22 protein-coding genes are annotated in these 19,347 nt (G+C 37.3%); 15 read left to right on the plus strand and 7 right to left on the minus strand.

Annotated features, from left to right (window positions below; all coding sequences use genetic code 11):
* Positions 1-179 precede the first annotated feature (179 nt).
* The 5 genes from dapF to AC3RVG_RS00115 all read left to right on the plus strand — a co-directional run bounded on the left by dapF (position 180) and on the right by AC3RVG_RS00115 (position 4,246).
* Entirely contained in the window at positions 180-953 is a 774-nt protein-coding gene (gene dapF, locus AC3RVG_RS00095) for a diaminopimelate epimerase (protein ID WP_489689388.1), read from the plus strand.
* Positions 950-1,480, plus strand: a complete 531-nt coding sequence (locus AC3RVG_RS00100) for a GNAT family N-acetyltransferase (protein WP_489689389.1) — start codon at positions 950-952, stop codon at positions 1,478-1,480. Before dapF ends, AC3RVG_RS00100 begins: the two co-directional genes overlap by 4 nt.
* Positions 1,481-1,502: 22 nt before the next feature.
* On the plus strand, positions 1,503-2,546 hold the full coding sequence (gene mltG, locus AC3RVG_RS00105; RefSeq protein ID WP_489689390.1) for an endolytic transglycosylase MltG: 1,044 nt from the start codon (positions 1,503-1,505) through the stop codon (positions 2,544-2,546).
* 272 nt (positions 2,547-2,818) lie between these two features.
* The gene (locus tag AC3RVG_RS00110; protein WP_489689391.1) at positions 2,819-3,460 is read left to right on the plus strand and encodes a hypothetical protein; all 642 of its coding nucleotides are present in this window, start codon (positions 2,819-2,821) and stop codon (positions 3,458-3,460) included.
* A gap of 138 nt (positions 3,461-3,598) precedes the next feature.
* Positions 3,599-4,246 (plus strand): peptidoglycan-binding protein LysM, encoded by a 648-nt coding sequence (locus tag AC3RVG_RS00115; protein ID WP_489689392.1) that lies wholly within the window; start codon positions 3,599-3,601, stop codon positions 4,244-4,246.
* Between the two features lie 3 nt (positions 4,247-4,249).
* On the opposite strand, the gene AC3RVG_RS00120 is transcribed toward AC3RVG_RS00115, so the two are convergent.
* Genes AC3RVG_RS00120 through dnaA form a run of 4 tightly spaced genes read right to left on the minus strand, consistent with a single transcriptional unit; the run spans position 4,250 to position 8,332 of the window.
* Positions 4,250-4,963 (minus strand): SAM-dependent methyltransferase, encoded by a 714-nt coding sequence (locus tag AC3RVG_RS00120; RefSeq protein ID WP_489689393.1) that lies wholly within the window; start codon positions 4,961-4,963, stop codon positions 4,250-4,252.
* Positions 4,964-4,969: 6 nt separating this feature from the next.
* Entirely contained in the window at positions 4,970-6,349 is a 1,380-nt protein-coding gene (locus tag AC3RVG_RS00125; RefSeq protein WP_489689394.1) for a PQQ-dependent sugar dehydrogenase, read from the minus strand.
* Between the two features lie 52 nt (positions 6,350-6,401).
* Complete coding sequence (locus AC3RVG_RS00130; RefSeq protein WP_489689395.1) at positions 6,402-6,854, minus strand: low molecular weight protein-tyrosine-phosphatase; 453 nt, start codon at positions 6,852-6,854, stop codon at positions 6,402-6,404.
* Between the two features lie 50 nt (positions 6,855-6,904).
* Positions 6,905-8,332, minus strand: a complete 1,428-nt coding sequence (gene dnaA / locus AC3RVG_RS00135; protein ID WP_489689396.1) for a chromosomal replication initiator protein DnaA — start codon at positions 8,330-8,332, stop codon at positions 6,905-6,907.
* 204 nt (positions 8,333-8,536) lie between these two features.
* Between dnaA and AC3RVG_RS00140 the strand changes: the two genes are divergently transcribed.
* Positions 8,537-8,938 (plus strand): acyl-CoA thioesterase, encoded by a 402-nt coding sequence (locus tag AC3RVG_RS00140; RefSeq protein WP_489689397.1) that lies wholly within the window; start codon positions 8,537-8,539, stop codon positions 8,936-8,938.
* Here AC3RVG_RS00140 and AC3RVG_RS00145 read toward each other — a convergent pair whose 3' ends face one another.
* Genes AC3RVG_RS00145 through ribD form a run of 3 tightly spaced genes read right to left on the minus strand, consistent with a single transcriptional unit; the run spans position 8,939 to position 11,524 of the window.
* Positions 8,939-9,556 carry an IMPACT family protein gene (locus AC3RVG_RS00145; RefSeq protein WP_489689398.1) on the minus strand — a complete coding sequence of 206 codons (618 nt, stop codon included), beginning with the start codon at positions 9,554-9,556 and terminating at the stop codon, positions 8,939-8,941. It abuts the gene before it with no gap.
* Positions 9,557-9,605: 49 nt separating this feature from the next.
* Entirely contained in the window at positions 9,606-10,478 is an 873-nt protein-coding gene (locus AC3RVG_RS00150; protein WP_489689399.1) for an EamA family transporter, read from the minus strand.
* On the minus strand, positions 10,475-11,524 hold the full coding sequence (gene ribD, locus AC3RVG_RS00155; RefSeq protein WP_489689400.1) for a bifunctional diaminohydroxyphosphoribosylaminopyrimidine deaminase/5-amino-6-(5-phosphoribosylamino)uracil reductase RibD: 1,050 nt from the start codon (positions 11,522-11,524) through the stop codon (positions 10,475-10,477). The genes AC3RVG_RS00150 and ribD overlap by 4 nt, the downstream gene beginning before the upstream one ends.
* A 28-nt stretch (positions 11,525-11,552) precedes the next feature.
* Here ribD and AC3RVG_RS00160 point away from each other — a divergent pair, with 28 nt between their 5' ends.
* The 9 genes from AC3RVG_RS00160 to AC3RVG_RS00200 all read left to right on the plus strand — a co-directional run bounded on the left by AC3RVG_RS00160 (position 11,553) and on the right by AC3RVG_RS00200 (position 19,273).
* Positions 11,553-12,038, plus strand: a complete 486-nt coding sequence (locus tag AC3RVG_RS00160) for a GNAT family N-acetyltransferase (RefSeq protein ID WP_489689401.1) — start codon at positions 11,553-11,555, stop codon at positions 12,036-12,038.
* A gap of 49 nt (positions 12,039-12,087) precedes the next feature.
* Complete coding sequence (prmC, locus tag AC3RVG_RS00165; protein WP_489689402.1) at positions 12,088-12,933, plus strand: peptide chain release factor N(5)-glutamine methyltransferase; 846 nt, start codon at positions 12,088-12,090, stop codon at positions 12,931-12,933.
* Positions 12,934-13,012: 79 nt separating this feature from the next.
* Positions 13,013-13,603 carry an LOG family protein gene (locus tag AC3RVG_RS00170; protein WP_489689403.1) on the plus strand — a complete coding sequence of 197 codons (591 nt, stop codon included), beginning with the start codon at positions 13,013-13,015 and terminating at the stop codon, positions 13,601-13,603.
* 96 nt (positions 13,604-13,699) lie between these two features.
* A complete protein-coding gene (locus tag AC3RVG_RS00175) occupies positions 13,700-14,404 on the plus strand; it encodes an MIP family channel protein (RefSeq protein ID WP_489689404.1) in 705 nt (234 codons plus the stop codon).
* 82 nt (positions 14,405-14,486) lie between these two features.
* The gene (gene ligA, locus AC3RVG_RS00180; protein ID WP_489689405.1) at positions 14,487-16,481 is read left to right on the plus strand and encodes an NAD-dependent DNA ligase LigA; all 1,995 of its coding nucleotides are present in this window, start codon (positions 14,487-14,489) and stop codon (positions 16,479-16,481) included.
* A gap of 57 nt (positions 16,482-16,538) precedes the next feature.
* Positions 16,539-17,054: a DUF6913 domain-containing protein gene (locus AC3RVG_RS00185; protein WP_489689406.1), complete on the plus strand. Its 516-nt coding sequence runs from the start codon at positions 16,539-16,541 to the stop codon at positions 17,052-17,054.
* 50 nt (positions 17,055-17,104) lie between these two features.
* Positions 17,105-17,980, plus strand: a complete 876-nt coding sequence (gene dapA / locus AC3RVG_RS00190) for a 4-hydroxy-tetrahydrodipicolinate synthase (RefSeq protein ID WP_489689407.1) — start codon at positions 17,105-17,107, stop codon at positions 17,978-17,980.
* Positions 17,981-18,117: 137 nt separating this feature from the next.
* A complete protein-coding gene (locus AC3RVG_RS00195) occupies positions 18,118-18,927 on the plus strand; it encodes an outer membrane protein assembly factor BamD (protein WP_489689408.1) in 810 nt (269 codons plus the stop codon).
* A gap of 13 nt (positions 18,928-18,940) precedes the next feature.
* Positions 18,941-19,273 (plus strand): DNA-directed RNA polymerase subunit omega, encoded by a 333-nt coding sequence (locus tag AC3RVG_RS00200; protein ID WP_489689409.1) that lies wholly within the window; start codon positions 18,941-18,943, stop codon positions 19,271-19,273.
* Positions 19,274-19,347 lie beyond the last annotated feature (74 nt).

Raw genomic sequence — 19,347 nt, forward strand, 5'->3', positions numbered from 1 at the left:
CTTTCGATCCATAGAAGATGGAGATGAAAAACTTTTTTCTGAAGAAATATATTTTTAATACCTCTACAAATTTAACTAGTTACGCTTGAAAATAGTATGCCACAAATTGGGTTTTAACTTGTATTTAACGTCAAAACTTCAGCCTAACTCGTAGTGGCTTTTTATATCTTTGTCCGACTATGGAATTCACTTTTTACAAATATCAAGGCACGGGAAACGATTTTGTGATTATCGATAATCGCGAAGAATTTTTCCCAAAGGAAGATACTAATCTCGTTGCCAAAATCTGCGACCGCCGTTTTGGCGTAGGTGCTGACGGCTTGCTATTGTTAGAAAAACATGCTACGGCAGACTTCAAAATGGTTTATTATAACAGCGACGGCAACCTAAGCTCTATGTGCGGAAATGGCGGAAGGTGTATTGTGCATTTTGCAAAATTTCTCGGAATTATTTCTGAAAAAACAACTTTTGAAGCCGTTGATGGAATGCACAGAGCCACGGTTGGAAATGATTGGGTTTCATTAAAAATGAACGATGTTGAAAATATAAATGTTTCAGAAAACTTCACTTTTTTAAACACCGGTTCGCCGCATCACGTTGAAATGGTGGCACAGCTTCCAGATTTTGATGTTTTCATTAATGGAAGAGCAATTCGAAATAAAATTTATGGCAAAGAAGGATCCAATGTAAATTTTGTAGAACAGGAAGACGGTGCCATTTTTTCGGTTCGAACCTACGAACGCGGCGTTGAAGACGAAACTTTATCGTGCGGCACAGGCGTTACCGCAGTTGCCATTGCAATGTTCGAAACTGGCAAAACTTCTGAGAACAAGGTGATTCTGAATACTCCCGGCGGTCAATTGCAAGTGCGTTTTAATAAAGAAGATTCGAGTTATAAAAATGTATATTTGGAAGGACCCGCAACGCAGGTTTTTAAAGGAATTTGGAAATGAAAACACTAAAAGGAGAAAATATATTTTTACGAGCTTTGGAACCTTCAGATCTGGATTTTCTATATTATTTGGAAAACACTGAATCGCTTTGGGAAGTGAGCAATACCACAGTTCCATTTTCAAAATTTATTCTGAAGCAATATCTAGAAAATAGTCACCGCGATATTTACGATGTAAAACAATTACGTCTCGTTATTTGTAAAAGTGAAGACGAAACCCAAGTTGGATTTATCGATCTTTTCGATTTTGAGCCTAAACACAGCAGAGTAGGGGTTGGCATCGTAATTTTTTCCGAAGAGAATAAAAGAAAAGGATTAGCTTCGGAAGCACTAAAGCTTACTTGCGATTATGCTTTTGCCCACTTAAATATGCATCAAATATTTGCGGGAATAACAGAAGAAAACGAAGCAAGTATAAAGTTGTTCGAAAAAGCTGGTTTTGAAAAAAGTGGCGTTAAAAAAGACTGGGTTTTTTCCGAAAGAAATTACAAAAGTGAATGTTTTTATCAATTAATCCAAAATTCATAATTCTGAATTCATATTTCAAAAAATGTATATAAAGAAAATATTAATAGCTGTTGTATTGCTCGGTGCTGTGGCAATGGGTGCTTTTGCGTGGTATGTTTACAATACTGCTTTTACGGGAAATACTGCATTCAATAATAAGGAAGCACATATATATATTCCCACTAATGCAACTTTAAACGATGTAACCGAAGAATTAGAGCCTCTTCTGAGAGATATTGAATCGTTTAATACGATAGCGAACCAAAAGCAATATACTTCGAATATTAAGCCGGGTCATTTCATAATAACAAAGGGAATGACGAATAATGATATTGTGAATACATTGCGAAGCAGGAATATTCCAATAAATATAAAATTCAATAATCAGGAACGATTGGAGGATTTGGCGGGTCATATTTCGAATCAAATTGAAGCTGACAGTGTTTCACTTTTGAAAGCAATGCGCAGTCCCGAATTTTTAAAGGAAGTAGGTTTGAACGATGAAACAGCGCTTGCTATGTATATTCCGAATACCTATGAATTTTACTGGAATAGCTCTGCCGAAACTTTTAGAAGCCGAATGAAAACCGAGTACGAACGGTTTTGGAACGAAGCTAGAATTGAAAAAGCACAAAAAATAAACCTTTCAAAAGAAGAGGTGATGGCATTGGCTTCAATTGTTCAAAAAGAAACTGCCAAAGTAGACGAGCGTGCACGCGTGGCGGGGGTGTATATAAATAGATTGAAAGTAGGGATGTTACTGCAAGCAGATCCCACAGTTATTTACGCACTGAAACGTGAAAGTGGCGATTACAACCAAATTATTAAAAGAGTGCTCTATGTAGATTTGGAACTAGATTCGCCCTACAATACATATAAATATGCAGGCGTACCACCGGGACCAATCACAATGCCAGATATATCTTCCATCGATGCCGTGCTAAATCCTGAAAAGCACGATTATTACTACTTTGTGGCAGATGTTACTAATTTTGGTTACCACAAATTCGCTAAAAACTTAGCGCAACACAACGTAAACAAAGCCGAATATGTGCGTTGGGTGAATAATCAAGGGTTAAAAAGGTAACCGAAGTCTCCTTCAATTTTTGTTAAAACTACTTCTATTAGCGGGTTAAATAATGTTAACCCCGCAGCTGTTCGCTATATTTATACTATCTTATCATTTATAAAATGCTGACTATCAATCTAAATTACGATAGTCAGTCGTTCTTTGGCACAATATTTTCATATAGCGCGGCGAACTTTTGTTCGCCAAAATGTGTGTTTACATTACTAAAAATTTATTTCGTCTCGCACAAAGCGATGGCGCGATAATTATAATTTAAAACTAAGTAAAACATGACAAAACGTTTTATGAAATTGTCTGCGCTGCTGTCTGTTGCAGTTTTTACTGCAATGGCATTTACTTCTGAAAAAGTAGATTACAGCAGTTCTATATTCGCTACAGATACTGTAGGGAGCGTTGCCAATGTTCCTTACGATTATGAAGTGAATTTGAATTCTCAAGATAGTGTTCCCTTTCTTGGGAAGTCGTTCCTTGGTTTTTGTTATGACCTCGGCTTTAAGGAAAGCAGTGGAAATTACAGAGCTGTGAACAGATTGGGTTATTTAGGCAAATACCAGTTTGGCCGTTCTACCCTTAATTGGGTTGGGATTTACAATACTTCCCGATTTTTAAATTCCCCTTTGTTGCAGGAAAAGGCTTTTGAAGCTTTGATTTCTAAAAACAAATGGGTACTTCGAGATTATATTGATGAATTTAATGGTCAAACAATAAACGGTGTTAAAATAACTGAATCGGGCCTTTTGGCCGCAGCACATTTGGGAGGCGCCGGAAATGTGAAAAAATTTCTGGATAGCAATGGAGAAACCGTTTTTAAAGACGCAAATCATGTACCTATAACAAGATATATGAAACGTTTCATTGATTACGATGTTTCAGAAATACTCCCAGACAACAACGCCAGAGCGACATTATAATTATTAAGAAAAACCAGGTTGACAAGCCTGGTTTTTTATTAATATTAATTTAACACCCTACAAATCAGATTATTAAAAAAAGAACTATCTTTGCCCGCTGAAACGAGGATGTAATTCTATATCCGAATTTTAAACCTAATGAAAAAAAGAATATATCTAATTGCAGTATTACTTGTTGTTACCGTACTAGTAGGGACAGGTTTCATTTCAAAAGATGGCCACGATCTTTCAGCGTTTAGCACGGAAGGGTTGGAGTTATATTACGACGTTCCCACAGAAATTGAACTAACCCCTTTAATAGTTCCTGTGACCCCGAAATTTTATTTGTTTTTGGGTAAATCCTATGTAGGATTCAAAGAAGCCCTTGGTTTTAAAGAATCAAGAGGCGATTACAATATCGTAAATGATTACGGTTATATGGGCAAATATCAGTTTTCACGTTCAACCTTGAGAATGATAGGTTTTAAGAACACTGATAATTTTCTATACGATACGCGTCAGCAAGAAGCTGCTTTCTTAGCTTACACCTCATTAAACAAATGGGTGCTTCGCAGAGACATTAAGCGTTATTCAGGCAAAACCATTGGTGGCGTAAAAGTTACTGAATCAGGAATTCTAGCCGCTGCGCATTTAGCAGGTGCTGGTAATGTGAAAAAATTTCTTAGAAGCGCAGGCGAAAATCGTTTTGAAGATGCAAATGGCACTTCAATTCGTTATTACTTAAGTAAGTTTTCAGGTTATGATACTTCGCATATTGTTGCAAACAAGCGACCAAGGGTGATGTAAATTTTATCCTTGAATAATGAATAAGGTGGGTCTTTTATGAAGGTCCACCTTTATTTTTTTCCATAAACTGGCCGGCGCAGTTTTTATATATTCTGTAGGCAATGTTATATCGCAAGCCACACAAATATGTGTTTGTGGGTTGAGGTTTTCTATCAAACTTTGTAGCATTTGATTATTGCGGTACGGAGTTTCAATAAAAAGTTGAGACTGGTCTAAGTCTTTAGAAAGTTTTTCCAAACGTTTCAGCTCTGTTTTTCGTTCACCTTTATCAATGGGTAAATAACCGTTGAAGGCAAAATTCTGCCCGTTAAAGCCACTAGCCATCATAGCCAATAAAATTGAAGACGGTCCCACGAGCGGCACCACTTTAATATCAAACTCGTGCGCATAATGCACCGCTCTCGCTCCAGGATCTGCAATTCCTGGGCAACCAGCATCACTAATAACGCCAACGTCAAAACCTTCCAAACATGGATTGAGCATAGCAGGAATTTCTTCTGGCTGGGTGAATTTATTTATTTCCTGAAATTTTAGCGTAGGTTGTTTCTTTTCGGGAACAATGCTTTTTATAAATCGGCGCGCATTCTTTTCGTGTTCCACTATGTAGTGGTCTATTCTTTCAACTGCCTTTTTTACTGAAATAGGGAGTACTGCCAATGGCGGAACATCACCCATGGGGCAGGGAATAAGGTATAAATTTCCTTTTTTTGAAGTCATTAAATATTACTGAACGATTAGTTTTTTAACGGTAGTTTGCTCTTTTGCCGAAGTAATTTTTGCGAAATAAATTCCCGAGTTTAATTTTGAAATTGAAATTGTTTTTTCACTGCTTGAAATATTTTCTTCGGAAATAACCAAACGTCCGCGAATATTGTAAAGTGAAATATTACTAAGCACTTCATTTTTCAAACTAAAAGAAACATTTTCCGAAGCAGGATTTGGAAGCATACTCAGCGTATTTTCAATTGAAAAATCTTCAGTACTTGCAGTTTCGCCACCTTTAATTTTATAAATAGAGCCGTTAAAATCTATAATGTAAAGCTCTTTATGCACGTCTTCACCAAAAGAAACCCAACTACCTGTAAAAGTGCCGTGTTCCACTAAAGTTCCAGCATCGTCAACTGTGCCGATTAGTCCGCTGCAAAAGTCTGCAAAAAAGTAAAGTGCAGAAATATCAGTATATACAGTGCCTCTGTAAACGTAACCGCCCGAAATAGAGCAATTGCCACCAGCGTGGGTATATTCAGCCAACGGAAAAGTTATTTCAGACTGCGGTGGGCAGTTTTGTGTATTAAACGGTTGTGTTCCTTCGTAACATCTCCAGCCGTAATTTAATCCGGCTTCGGTTACATTAACTCTATTTATTTCTTCTCTACTGGTTTGGCCAACATCGGCAATCCAAATATTGTTTTCAGTAAAATCGAATGAAAAGCGCCATGGGTTTCGCAAACCGTAGGCCCAGATTTCATCTAACGCATTTGGGTCTCCCACAAATGGATTATCTGCAGGGATGCCATAATTATTTCCTCCCGAAGGGTTGTTAACATCTATCCGCAGTATTTTTCCTAAAAGAAAATTTAAGTCTTGGCCTCTATCATTTGGATCGCCACTGCCACCACCATCGCCAGAAGCGATATAAAGATAGCCATCGGGTCCGAATGCCAGATTACCACCATTATGATTGGAAGCAGGCTGAGAATAGCCTAAAAGAGGTAATTCTGAATTGGGGTCTGCCAAATCGGGATTCCCAGTACTTACTGAAAATCTAGAAACCTGAGTATCGCCACTGGTATTGCTGTAATTCACATAAAAATAGCCGTTGTTCGCATAGTCGGGATGAAATGCCATGCCTAGCAGGCCGCGTTCACTATTTGTTGAAATTTGTGCCGAAATATCTATGTATGGGGTAACATTCACGCTTCCGTCAGCTTGAATGACTTTAACTTTTCCACCTTTTTCAACTACAAATAATCGCTCATCATTTGCATGTTGTAAGCTCAAAGGTTGATCAAAGTTATCCTTAAACAATTCAATGCTTACATCTTGGGAAAACATTAAAGTTGAAAAAATAAGGAAAGACAGGAGGATGAATACGTTTTTCATGGCCAATTTTAAGTGAAGAATTAAATATAAGTAAAACTGACGAAATAATGCATTAAAGTCTACGCGCAATTTGATCGCAAGCTTCATCGAGCATTTTGAAAACATTTTCAAAACCATTCTCAACGCCAAAGTAAGGGTCGGGAACGTCAACGTTTTCACCTGGAAAAATTTCATCGAGAATTAGTTTAACCTTTTCTCTTTGCGAATCATTTTCAGCCAAAGCCAACACATCGTCTTTATTACTATTGTCCATTACGTAAATCAAATCGAAATTTTCGAAATCCTCTGCACTGAATTGTCTTCCGCGTTGATTGGCAATATCAATATTATAACGTTTACCGATGGCAATACTTCTTTTATCGGGAAGATCACCAACGTGCCAATGCCCTGTTCCGGCAGAATCAACAAATGTTTTTGAGGTATCGATTTTAGATTTTAAAATTCCTTCGGCTAAAGGAGAACGGCAGATATTGCCGAGGCAGACCATTAATATTCTCGTTTGCATTTTCGAAAAATCTTGAGTTAATAGTGCTAAAAGTAAAGAATCGAGAAGGACTAGAGTGTCAACTTTTTGTTAAGGTCTTCAACGTATTTTCTGAATTGCTTGTCGGTAGTTGAAAGATTATCAACTGTTTTGCAAGCATGAAGTACTGTTGCGTGATCGCGTTGCCCAATTTGAGAACCGATAGAAGCAAGGGAAGCTTTTGTGAATTTCTTCGCAAAAAACATAGCTAATTGACGCGCTTGAACAATATGCCTTTTTCGTGTTTTTGACTGCAATGTATCTACATCCATTTGGAAATAATCGCTCACCACTTTTTGTATATAATCTATAGAAACTTCACGTTTGGTGTGTTTCACGTAGTTATCAACAATCTTGCGAGCAAGCTCTATCGTTATTTCTTTTTTGTTGAAAGATGAATGGGCAATTAATGAAATTATTGCGCCTTCAAGTTCGCGGATATTTGTTTTTATATTATTCGCCAAAAACTCTACAATATCATCTGGCATTTCCACACCATCGCGATATAATTTGTTTTTTATAATAGCGACACGAGTATCGTAATCTGGGTGATTTAATTCAGCAGAAAGGCCCCATTTAAAACGAGAAAGCAAGCGCTGTTCAATATCAATCATATCTACTGGGGCTTTGTCGCTGGTTAAAATAACCTGCTTGCCGTTTTGATGTAAATGATTAAAAATGTGGAAGAAAACATCCTGTGTTCCAGCTTTTCCAGAAAGCAATTGTATGTCGTCCACTATAAGCACATCTATTATTTGATAGAAGTGAATAAAGTCGTTGCGATTGTTCTTTTTAACCGATTCAATATATTGCTGGGTAAATTTTTCCGCAGAAATATAAAGCACCGTTTTTTCGGGATATTTATCTTTTATATCAACACCAATTGCGTGCCCTAAGTGCGTTTTTCCTAAACCAACACCACCAAAAATAAGCAATGGGTTGAATGAAGTTCCGCCAGGTTTGTTAGCAACTGCTAAGCCTGCCGAGCGAGCTAATCTATTCGATTCGCCTTCAAGGAAACTTTCAAAATTATAATTGGGATTAAGTTGCGACTCAATTTTTACATTGCGAATTCCAGGAATTACAAACGGATTTTTAAGTTCCGGACTTTTGTTTTTCAATGGAACATCAACGTCTTGCGATCGGAGATTGCTTCGGTTTGCGCTCGGAATTTTTTCAGTAAAAGGTTGTTTATTGCCGTAAGTGTTTTCCATTCTAATGATGTAAACCAATTTAGCAGTGGTACCCAATTCCTTTGTAAGTGCAACTTTTAATATTTTAACATAGTGTTCTTCGAGCCACTCATAAAAAAACTTGCTCGGTACCTGAATGCTCAATGCATTGTCGGTTAGCTTAACCGCCTTGATGGGTTCGAACCAAGTTTTGAATGCCTGCGAAGTGATGTTATCTTCGATAAAAGCCAAACAATTGTTCCAAACCGATTCCGCAGTTTTGCTCATAGTTAAAATTTGTGTTTTTTTGTTTAAAAAGGTATGGCCAAAAAATAGGGGAGGGAGTAATTCCGTGCTATTTATTAACAGTGCAAATATGTGAACAAAAAAGTTATAAAAAAAACCAGTTAGGGGTTGAATTATTAGTTTTTTTTCGCCATACTTCCCTTTGGATAAAACTACAAAAAAACTTTCTTTAATCTACACAAAACTTTGAAGAATACACTTACACAAATTAGAGTACGTTATGGTGAAACCGACCAAATGGGTGTGGTTTACTACGGTAACTACGCACAGTACTTAGAGCAGGGCAGAACCGAATGGCTTCGGGAGCTTGGGTTTTCATATAAATGGATGGAAGCCAATGATATACATTTGCCTGTTGTACATTTCAGTATTGATTATAAGAAGCCTGCTTTTTACGACGATTTACTTACCGTAAAGACATCTTTAAAGCAAATGCCGGGGGTGAAAATTGAATTTCAATATGAAATTTATAATGAGTCCAAACAACTTTTGGTAACGGCCACTACTATTTTAGTTTTTATAAATAGTGCGACAAAAAAGCTAATAAAAGCACCCAATTATCTTATTGAAAAGCTGAACGAAGAGTAGTTAATTTTCTAATCGTTTAATACTCACTTTGTAAGTATTCTCGAACAAATTAAATATTCGTTCGGCGTCATTTTTACGCACTGAAATTTTGAATTCACAATTCAATTCCATTTTTTGATCTATGATTTTTAGGTCTTCATCTTTTACAATTCGCATAACGATATTCATTTCAGGATATTCAAATTTTAGCTGAAATGTTTCATCGATAGTACGTGCTACAATTCTACAAGTTTCCAAAGCCATTTGAGCAGTAGTTTTGTACGCTTGAATCAAGCCACCAACACCGAGTTTTGTGCCTCCAAAATAACGAACTACTACAACGAGAATATTGGTGACATCAAAAGATTGAAGCTGTCCGTAGATGGGCATACCAGCACTATTTGAAGGCTCGCCGTCATCATTAGCGCGATAGTGTTCATAGCTTTTGCCTAGTTGCCACGCGTAGCACCAATGCCGTGCGCTATGGTGCTGTTTTTTAAGGCTTTCAATAAATTCTTTAGTGTCCTCTTCTGAAGTTACAGGAAAGGCATATCCAAAAAATTTGCTTCCTTTTTCCTTAAAAAGAACCTCTTTTGAAGGCTTTAAAATTGTTTTATATGTGTCTTTTTCAATCTCCAAATTCGTGTTTATATTTTGTTAGCCAGCGCATTAAAAACTTATCAGATTGCTAAAATTTTTCAAAAGCAATCAAAAATATACTAATAACTGCTAATGCAATTCCAATCCAGTTTTTCAATAATAATTTCTCCTTAAAAAGTAAAATTCCCAACAAAGTTGAAATCATAACAATAGCCACATTATTAATGGTGAAGACGCCCGAACTGTCAAAAATACCACTGCGCAGCGCCTGCACCAAGAAATAGATGGAGAAATAATTTGGAATTCCTAAAGCAATTCCTCCAATCACGTTTTTAAACTGAAATTTAAATTTCCCTTTACTCGCCTGAAAAAGTATAATAACAAACCCGATAATGCCAGCCATTGCATAAATTGTCGCTGAAAAAATAGGGATGTCGTTTTCGGCAATAAATTCGCCTTCCAGATATTTTATGGTAGTGTCTATAAAACCACTTCCCAGAAAAACTAAAACTGGAAAGATGAAATTTGAAGGTTTTATTTTAATTCCGTCTTTGGTCTTTATGGAAGCTAGATAAACAGAGGCCAAAGCCAAGATAATTCCGATAATTTTTAATACACCTAAGCTCTCATTATAATAAACCAACCCAAAAATGATGGGAATAACAACGCTCATTTTTGTGGCTACAGAAACTACTGAAAGTCCGCTACGTTGTGTTGTTATTGCCATTAAGTTGAAAACGGTTATAAATAGTGCGCCCAAAACCAAGGCGAACGGAAACCAATTGTAATTTGGAATTGAAGCGAAATCTACCGAATCCTTTTGAAAGATAATGCCGCAAAAACAAGCTGTTACGTAGTTGAAAACAATGCCGTGCATTGTATTGATTTTAAACTTAGAAAACAGTTTAAAAACCACAAAAATCATTGTGGATGAAAGAATGCTGAGCACTAACGCTATCAAGAGTTAGGGTTTTTAAAAATTCGTAATGTGTCGTCTTTTATTTTTTCTTCTGAAATAAATTCTCCTTCAAAATTAGGTGCTTTAATACCTTCTCCAAAGCTTGTGCTTCCGTTAAATACAAAGGCTTCATCCCAAAGATTGGCATCAATAAATGTTTGAAGCGTTTTTGCACCGCCTTCAATTATAATTGATTGAATTTCTCTTTTGAAAAGTAGGTTGCAGATTTGCTGCGTAATTTTTTCAGAGAAATCAACTTTTTCATAACCTAGGTTTTCTGAAGTTTTGCTTTCCTTTTCGTTGAAAACTATCGTCTTGGAACTTGCATCAAAAACTGATAAATCTTGCGGAATTTTTAAATTTCTATCAATCACGATCCGCGTTGGATTTTCTCCAGCCCAATCCCGAACCGTAAGCGAAGGATTATCTTGCAAAACCGTGTTTGTTCCCACTAAAATAGCCTGTTCCTCCGCTCGCATTTTATGGACGAGTTGCCGTGAAAATTCATTTGTAATCCAAACGGGTTTTGTTTTGTTTCGAGTTTCACTTTTTGGAGCAATAAAACCGTCAACCGACTGTGCCCATTTCAGAAAAATATAAGGTCTTTTTTTCTGGTGAAAAGTGAAGAAACGTTTATTTAATTCGTTGCATTCGTTTTCTAAAACGCCTACAATAACTTGGCAACCGGCTTCCATTAATCTTTTAATACTACGGCCAGCTACTTTCGGATTTGGGTCTAAACTTCCAATCACCACTTTTTTAATGCCGCTTTCAATAAGTAAATTGGCGCAGGGCGGCGTTTTCCCAAAATGGCTGCAAGGTTCCAAACTAACATAGATTGTTGCTTCCTTTAAAACCTTGGTTTTGCGTACGCTGGAAATGGCGTTTACTTCGGCGTGGGCTTGCCCAGCTTTGTAGTGCCAGCCTTCGCCAATAATTTCATTATTATGAACAATGACGCTACCCACCAACGGATTTGGATAGGTGGTTCCCAGTCCGTTTTTGGCTAGTTGGATGCAGCGCATCATATATTTTTCGTGTATCTTCACCGCGTAAAAATACAAGGATTTAATTAGAATGGACACACCAATTATTCGACTTATAAAAAAGAAGGACAATCCGCAAATCGCCAAAGTAATACGTAGCGTTTTAGTAGATTTTAACGTGCCAAAAGTAGGTACCGCTTATGCCGATGCGGCTTTGGATTGCATGTTTGAAACCTACCAAAAACCCAAAGCGGTTTATTTTGTGGTGGAAGAAAACGATACTATAATTGGCGGTGCAGGCGTGGCGCCATTAGATAATTTTGATGGCAACGTTTGCGAACTTCAAAAAATGTATTTTTTGCCCGAAGCCCGAGGTAGAGGCGTAGGCGCACAAATGATGGAGTTTTGTGTAACCAAAGCACGCGAATTTGGGTTTGAAGAAATATATCTGGAAACTATGGATTATATGACGCACGCCCAAAAACTATACAAACAAGCCGGTTTTGAATATATAGACGCCGCTATGGGCGACACAGGCCATTATTCTTGCCCAGTGCATATGCTGAAAACGCTATAAACTGCGAGGTGTGCCCACCGACCACTTTATAGGTTTTAAACTCCGTTTAATGAAAATAATAGAACTCAAAAAAAGCTTTCAAAACTTCCTTTTAGGATTATATCCTTCGGAAGAGGTGCAATCTTTTTTCAATATTCTTACGGAAGAATATTTGGGTCTTACCCGAATAGAAATCGCTTTAAATCCTGAAAAGAATGTTTCTGAAGAAGATTCTAAAAAATTTCAGAAAGCATTACTTCGACTTAAAAATAATGAGCCAATTCAATATATAATTGGTGAAACCGAATTTTACGGGCTTTCTTTCAAAGTGAATAATCACACCCTAATTCCCCGTCCCGAAACGGAAGAATTAGTTGAGTGGATACTCACGGAAATTCCCCCTTCGGGGGCAAGGGGGATTTTAGATATTGGCACTGGTAGTGGTTGTATTGTTATTTCACTTGCGAAAAATCTTCAAAATGCTGAAGTTTCTGCTTTGGATATTTCCGAAGAAGCATTGATGATTGCTCGTGAAAATGCAGAAATAAATACTGCTGAAGTAACATTCATTAAGACAGATATTTTAAAAACCGAAACGCTTCCAAAGCATTACGATATAATTGTTTCAAATCCGCCCTATGTGCGCGAATTGGAAAAAGAAGCAATGCAGCAAAACGTTTTAAAGTATGAACCAGAGTCGGCGTTGTATGTTAGTAATGACGATCCGTTGTTGTTTTATCGCGCGATTTCCCAACTGGCGAAAAACCATTTAAAACCCAACGGAAAACTCTTTTTCGAGATTAATGAGTACCTTAGTGAAGAATTGACCGCGCTTTTAATAAGCGAAGGATTTAAAAATATTGAAGTAAAAAAGGACATTTTCGGAAAAGACCGAATGTTGAAATGCTCTCTTTAAATTACATGCCGGCTGCTTTATAAAAATTGTAAGGCACCCATTCGGCGGAAATAACAATCGGAAATACTAATAAAATTTTATGAGCGAATTAAAAAAAATCTGTGTCTTCTGCGGAAGTAGCGATGGCAACGATCTTGCCATAACCGATGCTGCCAAAAAATTAGGTAGAATTTTTGCCGAGCGTAAAATTACTTTAGTGTACGGCGCTGCAAAAATAGGAGTGATGGGCGAAATAGCCAAAAGCGTTTTAGACAATAAAGGAAGTGTTATTGGTATAATCCCAAATTTTTTAAAGAAAAAAGAAGTGGTTCATTTAGGCCTTACAGAACTTATTACCACTGAAAACATGCACGAACGCAAAATGAAAATGCAGGAAGAAAGCGATGGCTTTATCGCGCTTCCGGGCGGCATGGGAACCTTAGAAGAGCTTTTTGAAATAATAACTTGGCTTCAGCTTGGTTTACATCAAAAACCAATTGGTCTATTGAATATTAATGGTTTCTACAACGATCTTATAAAAATGCTTGAAACCATGGTGCGCAAAGGCTTTCTTTCTATGGATAACTACAGCCTGCTTTTAGTAGATTCCAATCCTTTGAATCTATTAAAAAAAATGAAGGAATTTAAGAGGCCCGAGGTTCCGAAGTGGCTAAATTCTGACAGAACTTGATTGGTTATCAACATTTAATCCTTCCTTTTTAACAATCCTTTTATAAGGTTTTCATTTTCTTAATTTTAAGTATTCTAACCTCTTAAATTATTGAAAATGAATTCTACAAAAAAGTATTTCGCCGAAGCACTCGGCACATTTGCCTTAGTTTTATTTGGCTGTGGCGCAGCAACTATTGCCAGCGTAACCCATTCTGGACCAGCCGGAATCGGGTTGTTGGGTATCTCATTAGCCTTTGGTTTTGCTGTATTGGTGATGGTCTATACCATTGGCCCAGTTTCTGGATGCCATATTAACCCAGCAATTTCCATAGCAATGCTAGCTGCTGGAAAATTATCTGCTAAAGACACTGTTGGCTACGTTGTTTTTCAATGTATTGGAGCCGTGGCTGCTTCTGGGTTGCTGTATGTTTTAGCTACTGGAAGCACTGGATTCTCAATGCCCGAATGGGGCTTGGGAGCAAACGGTTGGGGTCCCGGCTATCTGGGCGAATACGATATGAAATCTGCATTGATTGCAGAATTTGCATTCACATTTCTTTTCTTAATGGTAATTTTTGGAGCCACGGCTTCAAAACACACTTCGCCAATGATGGCGGGGCTTGCTATTGGTCTTTCTTTGGCATTGATTCATATGGTAGTAATTCCAATTACAGGAACCTCCGTTAACCCAGCTCGTAGTTTAGGTCCTGCACTTTTCGCTGGCGGAATGGCATTACAGCAACTTTGGTTGTTTATCGTTGCACCTATCGCCGGCGGGCTTTGCGCGGCATTGGTTCGCAATATCTTTTTAGATGATTGATTTTTAAATTTTGTTGAAAATTTCATTGATAAACCTCACAGTTTTTAAAAAGCTGTGAGGTTTAAAATTTTATATTTGTTGCATGAACATCGAACAACAAATAACATCCCTTCGCAACGAACTCCGCGAGCATAATTATAATTATTACATATTAGATAATCCCACAATTTCCGACTTTGAATTCGATCAAAAACTGAAACAACTTCAAGAACTTGAAAAAGAGCATCCAGAGTTTTACGATCCAAATTCACCAACTTTAAGAGTTGGAGGTGAAATAACCAAGAATTTTGAAACCATTCCACATACGTATAGAATGTATTCTTTGGATAATTCCTATTCCAAAGAAGACCTCGAAGATTGGGAGAAGCGTATCGAAAAAATGGTGGATGGCAAAGTAGAATTTACGTGTGAACTTAAATACGACGGCGCCTCAATCAGTTTGACTTACGAAGATGGAAAGCTGAAAAAAGCCGTAACTCGCGGTGATGGTTTTCAGGGCGACGATGTTACAGCAAACATAAAAACTATAAGGTCCGTTCCGTTGCAACTTCGGGGAGATTATCCGCCGCTTTTTGATATTCGCGGTGAGATTGTTTTACCTTTTGAAGGATTCGCAAAGATGAATGCTGAAAGAGTGGAATTGGGCGAAGAACCATACAGAAACCCACGAAACACGGCTTCTGGAAGTTTAAAATTGCAGGATAGTGCTGAGGTTGCTAAACGCCCGTTGGATTGTTTGTTATATAATTTACAGGGTGAAAGGCTTCCTATAAAAACACAATTTGAAAGTTTGCAAAATGCTCGAGATTGGGGCTTTAAAGTGCCCGAAGCTGCTAAACTCGCACATAACCTAGAGGAGGTTTTAGAGTTTGTAAACTATTGGGATATTCATCGTCATGAGCTGCCCTATGAAACTGATGGGGTAGTGGTAAAAGTGAACAATCTGCAGCAACAGGAAGAGTTGGGCTACACTGCAAAATCGCCGCGTTGGGCGATGGCTTACAAATTTAAAGCCGAGCAGGTTTCCACAGTTTTAAATCAAATAACCTATCAGGTTGGGCGAACTGGCGCTATAACACCCGTTGCAAATTTGGAGCCTGTTGAATTGGCGGGAACTATTGTAAAACGTGCTTCATTGCACAATGCAGACCAAATTGAAAAGCTCGACATACGCGAAGGAGATACAGTTTTTGTTGAAAAAGGTGGTGAAATAATTCCGAAGATAATTGGCGTCGATTTTACACAGCGTGATCCAAATTCCGATCCTACAAAATACATAACCGAATGTCCCGAATGTGGAACTTCATTGGTTCGTAATGAGGGTGAAGCACAGCATTATTGCCCAAATGTTGACGGTTGTCCGCCACAGATTATTGGCCGAATTCAGCATTTTATTTCGCGCAAAGCGATGGATATTGAAGGTTTGGGCGGTGAAACTGTTGCGCTTTTAGTGAATAATGGATTGATAAATAACTATTCAGATTTATACCTTTTAAAGGAAGAACAGATAATTCCGTTGGAACGAATGGCGCAGAAAAGTGCCGAAAATATTGTGAAGGGAATTGAAGCTTCAAAACAAATTCCTTTTGAGAGAGTTCTCTTCGGATTGGGAATTCGTTATGTGGGTGAAACCGTTGCGAAAAAACTTGCTAAACATTACAAAACAATTGACGCGTTAAAAAATGCTTCCGAAGAAGAGTTGATAACCGTTGATGAAATAGGCGAACGCATTGCCCAAAGTGTAGTTTCCTTTTTCACTTCCGAAGAAAATATAACAACCATTGAACGTTTGAAAAGTTATGGCGTTCAATTGGAAATTTCGGCAGATAAGCTCGCTAATCAAACCGATACTTTAAAAGGAAATACCTTCGTGGTTTCTGGTGTATTCACCAAAGTGTCGCGCGACGAACTAAAGAAATTGATAGAAGATAACGGCGGAAAGGTATCGAGTTCTATTTCGTCTAAAACTAACTATGTGGTAGCTGGCGAAAATATGGGGCCGAGCAAAAAAACCAAAGCTGAAAGCTTAGACGTGGCAATCATTTCTGAAGATGATTTTTTAGAAATGATTTCCTAATTAAAGCTGAAAAATCTTGAAAAAAACTATTTTTGAAGTGCAAAAGATTGGCAATCCATGTTGAAAAGAATAAAACAAAATTCATTAAAAAAGCATATTGATAAAAGTCTGGCAACGCGCGACTTTTCGAATCGTAACGAGCCATTACAACATTTGGGTTTCTTGGTGGACGAAGCTTTTTTTAGCGATTTTGAAAAATTATATGCTTTTGGAAACGAATTTGGTTTACAGCCAAAAGATGTAAAGATTTTCACTTTCGTGGAAACTCGCCGAAAATTACCAACGCTTCGCCAAAATCAGATAACCAATAAAGAATTCAGTTGGAAAGGTGATATCCAAAATCAGAATGCCAAAGAATTCCTCGATATTCCTTTCGATGTTTTAATAGGTTTTTATAAAGGAAAACACGAATATTTAAGTTTGATGGTTGCAGAAAGCAAAGCGAAATTTAAAATAGGTTTTCACGGTGCCGATGAGCGTCTTTACGATTTATTGTTATCTGTGAATCTTAACACGCCCGATCTTTTTAAAGCCGAAGTGCAGAAATACTTACGAATCTTGAAAAAGATTTAAGTGCCATTAACAATTTAAACCTCATTATCAACAGATTTAAAATATAGAAAATGAAAGAACTAATAGGAACCGGAGTAGCACTTGTTACACCCTTTAAAAACGACTTTTCCGTAGATATTGAAGGGCTGAAAAATGTGGTCAATTTCAATATAGAGAACGGAATAGATTATTTGGTTGTTATAGGAACCACTGCTGAAAACGCCACACTTTCAAAAGATGAAAAACAACTTGTAATCGATACGGTAATTTCTGCAAATAATGGTCGGCTGCCTTTAGTTTTAGGCATTGGCGGCAATAATACGCACGAAGTAATTGCTGAAATGCAAACTCGCGATCTTTCGGCTTTTATCGCCATTCTTTCAGTTTCACCCTATTACAACAAACCTACTCAGGAAGGTGTTTATCAGCATTTTGCTGCAATTGCAAAAGCTGCGCCGTTACCAATAATTTTGTATAACGTACCTGGAAGGACAGCTTCAAATATGCTTCCGGAAACGGTAATTCGTTTGGCGAATGATTTTGATAAAATTGTTGCTATTAAAGAAGCTGCCGGAGATATGGTACAAGCAATGAAACTAATTGCCGGTTGCCCAAAAGATTTCTTGATTATTTCTGGCGATGACATGATTACTTTACCAATGATACTTGCGGGAGGTGCGGGAGTAATTTCAGTAATTGGAGAAGGTTTTCCGAAGGAATTTTCACAAATGGTAAAACTTGGTTTAGACAGAAAGGTAGATGAAGCTTATAAAATCCATTATAAAATTGCGCTAGCAATCGATTATATTTTTGCGGAAGGAAATCCTGCTGGAATAAAGGCGGTTTTCAAAAAAAGAGGCGTTTGTGGAGACACTGTAAGGCTTCCATTAGTGGGCGTTACCGACGGTTTAAGAAGTAAAATTGATGCTTTTGTCGATAATTTATAAAATCACGCTTTTCAAATTAGTAGTTAAATATTTCAAAAGGCTTGCTAACAATAGTCTTCAGCGCAATATTTTAGCCCAATAATAAGTTTGTTCAATCATGTTTAATTCCCTATTTTTGCACGATGTTTTTTAAGCCCATGCGATTACCTATTTTTTTAATTCTCTGTCTTACCATTCTTCTTTCGTCCTGTAGTGAATACCAACAGGTGTTACGAAAGGATGATATGGGTAAAAAATACACCCTAGCCGATTCGCTTTATAGGATGGGCAAATACAAAAAGGGACTTAAATTAATGGAGCAGTTAGTACCCGCATATCGTGGGAAACCTCAAGGTGAAAAGCTAATGTTTATCTATGCGAACACCTATTACAACCTAGAAGATTTTTACTTAGCTGGTTACCAGTTTGAAAGATTTACGCAAGCCTATCCATTAAGTGATAGTTTAGAAGTAGCTTCGTTTAAATCTGCAAAAAGTTTTTATCAGCTTTCTCCAAGATATTCATTGGATCAAAAAGAGACTGATAAAGGACTTGAAAAGTTACAGGAATTTATAAATAGATATCCCAATTCAGATAAACGCACCGAGGCAAATACGCTTGTTGCAGAGTTGAGAAATAAGTTAGAAAAGAAAGAATTTGAAGTTGCAAAGCAATATTTGCGCGTTGAAGATTACAAGGCCGCAATTGGCGCTTTCGACAATTTTATAACAGATAATCCAGGCTCGATTTATAGAAAAGATGCTTTTTACGGAAGATTTGTTTCTGCCTATAAATTAGCGATTAACAGTGTTCCGGTTTTGGTACAGGAACGTTTGCGCTCAGCAAAAGGATACTACAATAATTTTATAAAATATTACAAGGACACAGATTTGGCTCCCGAAGCAACGGCATTATATCAGGATATAGAGAGCAAAATTGTACCCTTAGAAACAGAACCCACTATTTAATTAATTTAATATTATGGATATCAAAAATTCAGAAGCCCCCATCAATACCGTTACATTAGACAAGAATTTGATTGATGCACCAACGCACAACATTTATGAAGCTATTTCAATTATTTCGAAAAGAGCTGCACAAATAAACGGTGACATTAAAAAAGAATTACTTGAAAAGCTTGATGAGTTTGCTACTTACAACGATAGTTTGGAAGAAATTTTCGAAAACAAAGAGCAAATAGAGGTTTCAAAATTCTACGAAAAACTTCCAAAGCCACACGCTTTGGCAGTACAAGAGTGGTTAGAAAATAAAATCTACTACAGAAATACAATAGACGAAGTAGTAGAAGAGTAGCTCCCTAACCCTCAAGGGGGAATTCTGGGAATAGCAAATTTAATACTGCGTACTGATTTACTGAACACTGAACA

Source organism: Aequorivita sp. IT1282, from assembly GCF_058068205.1.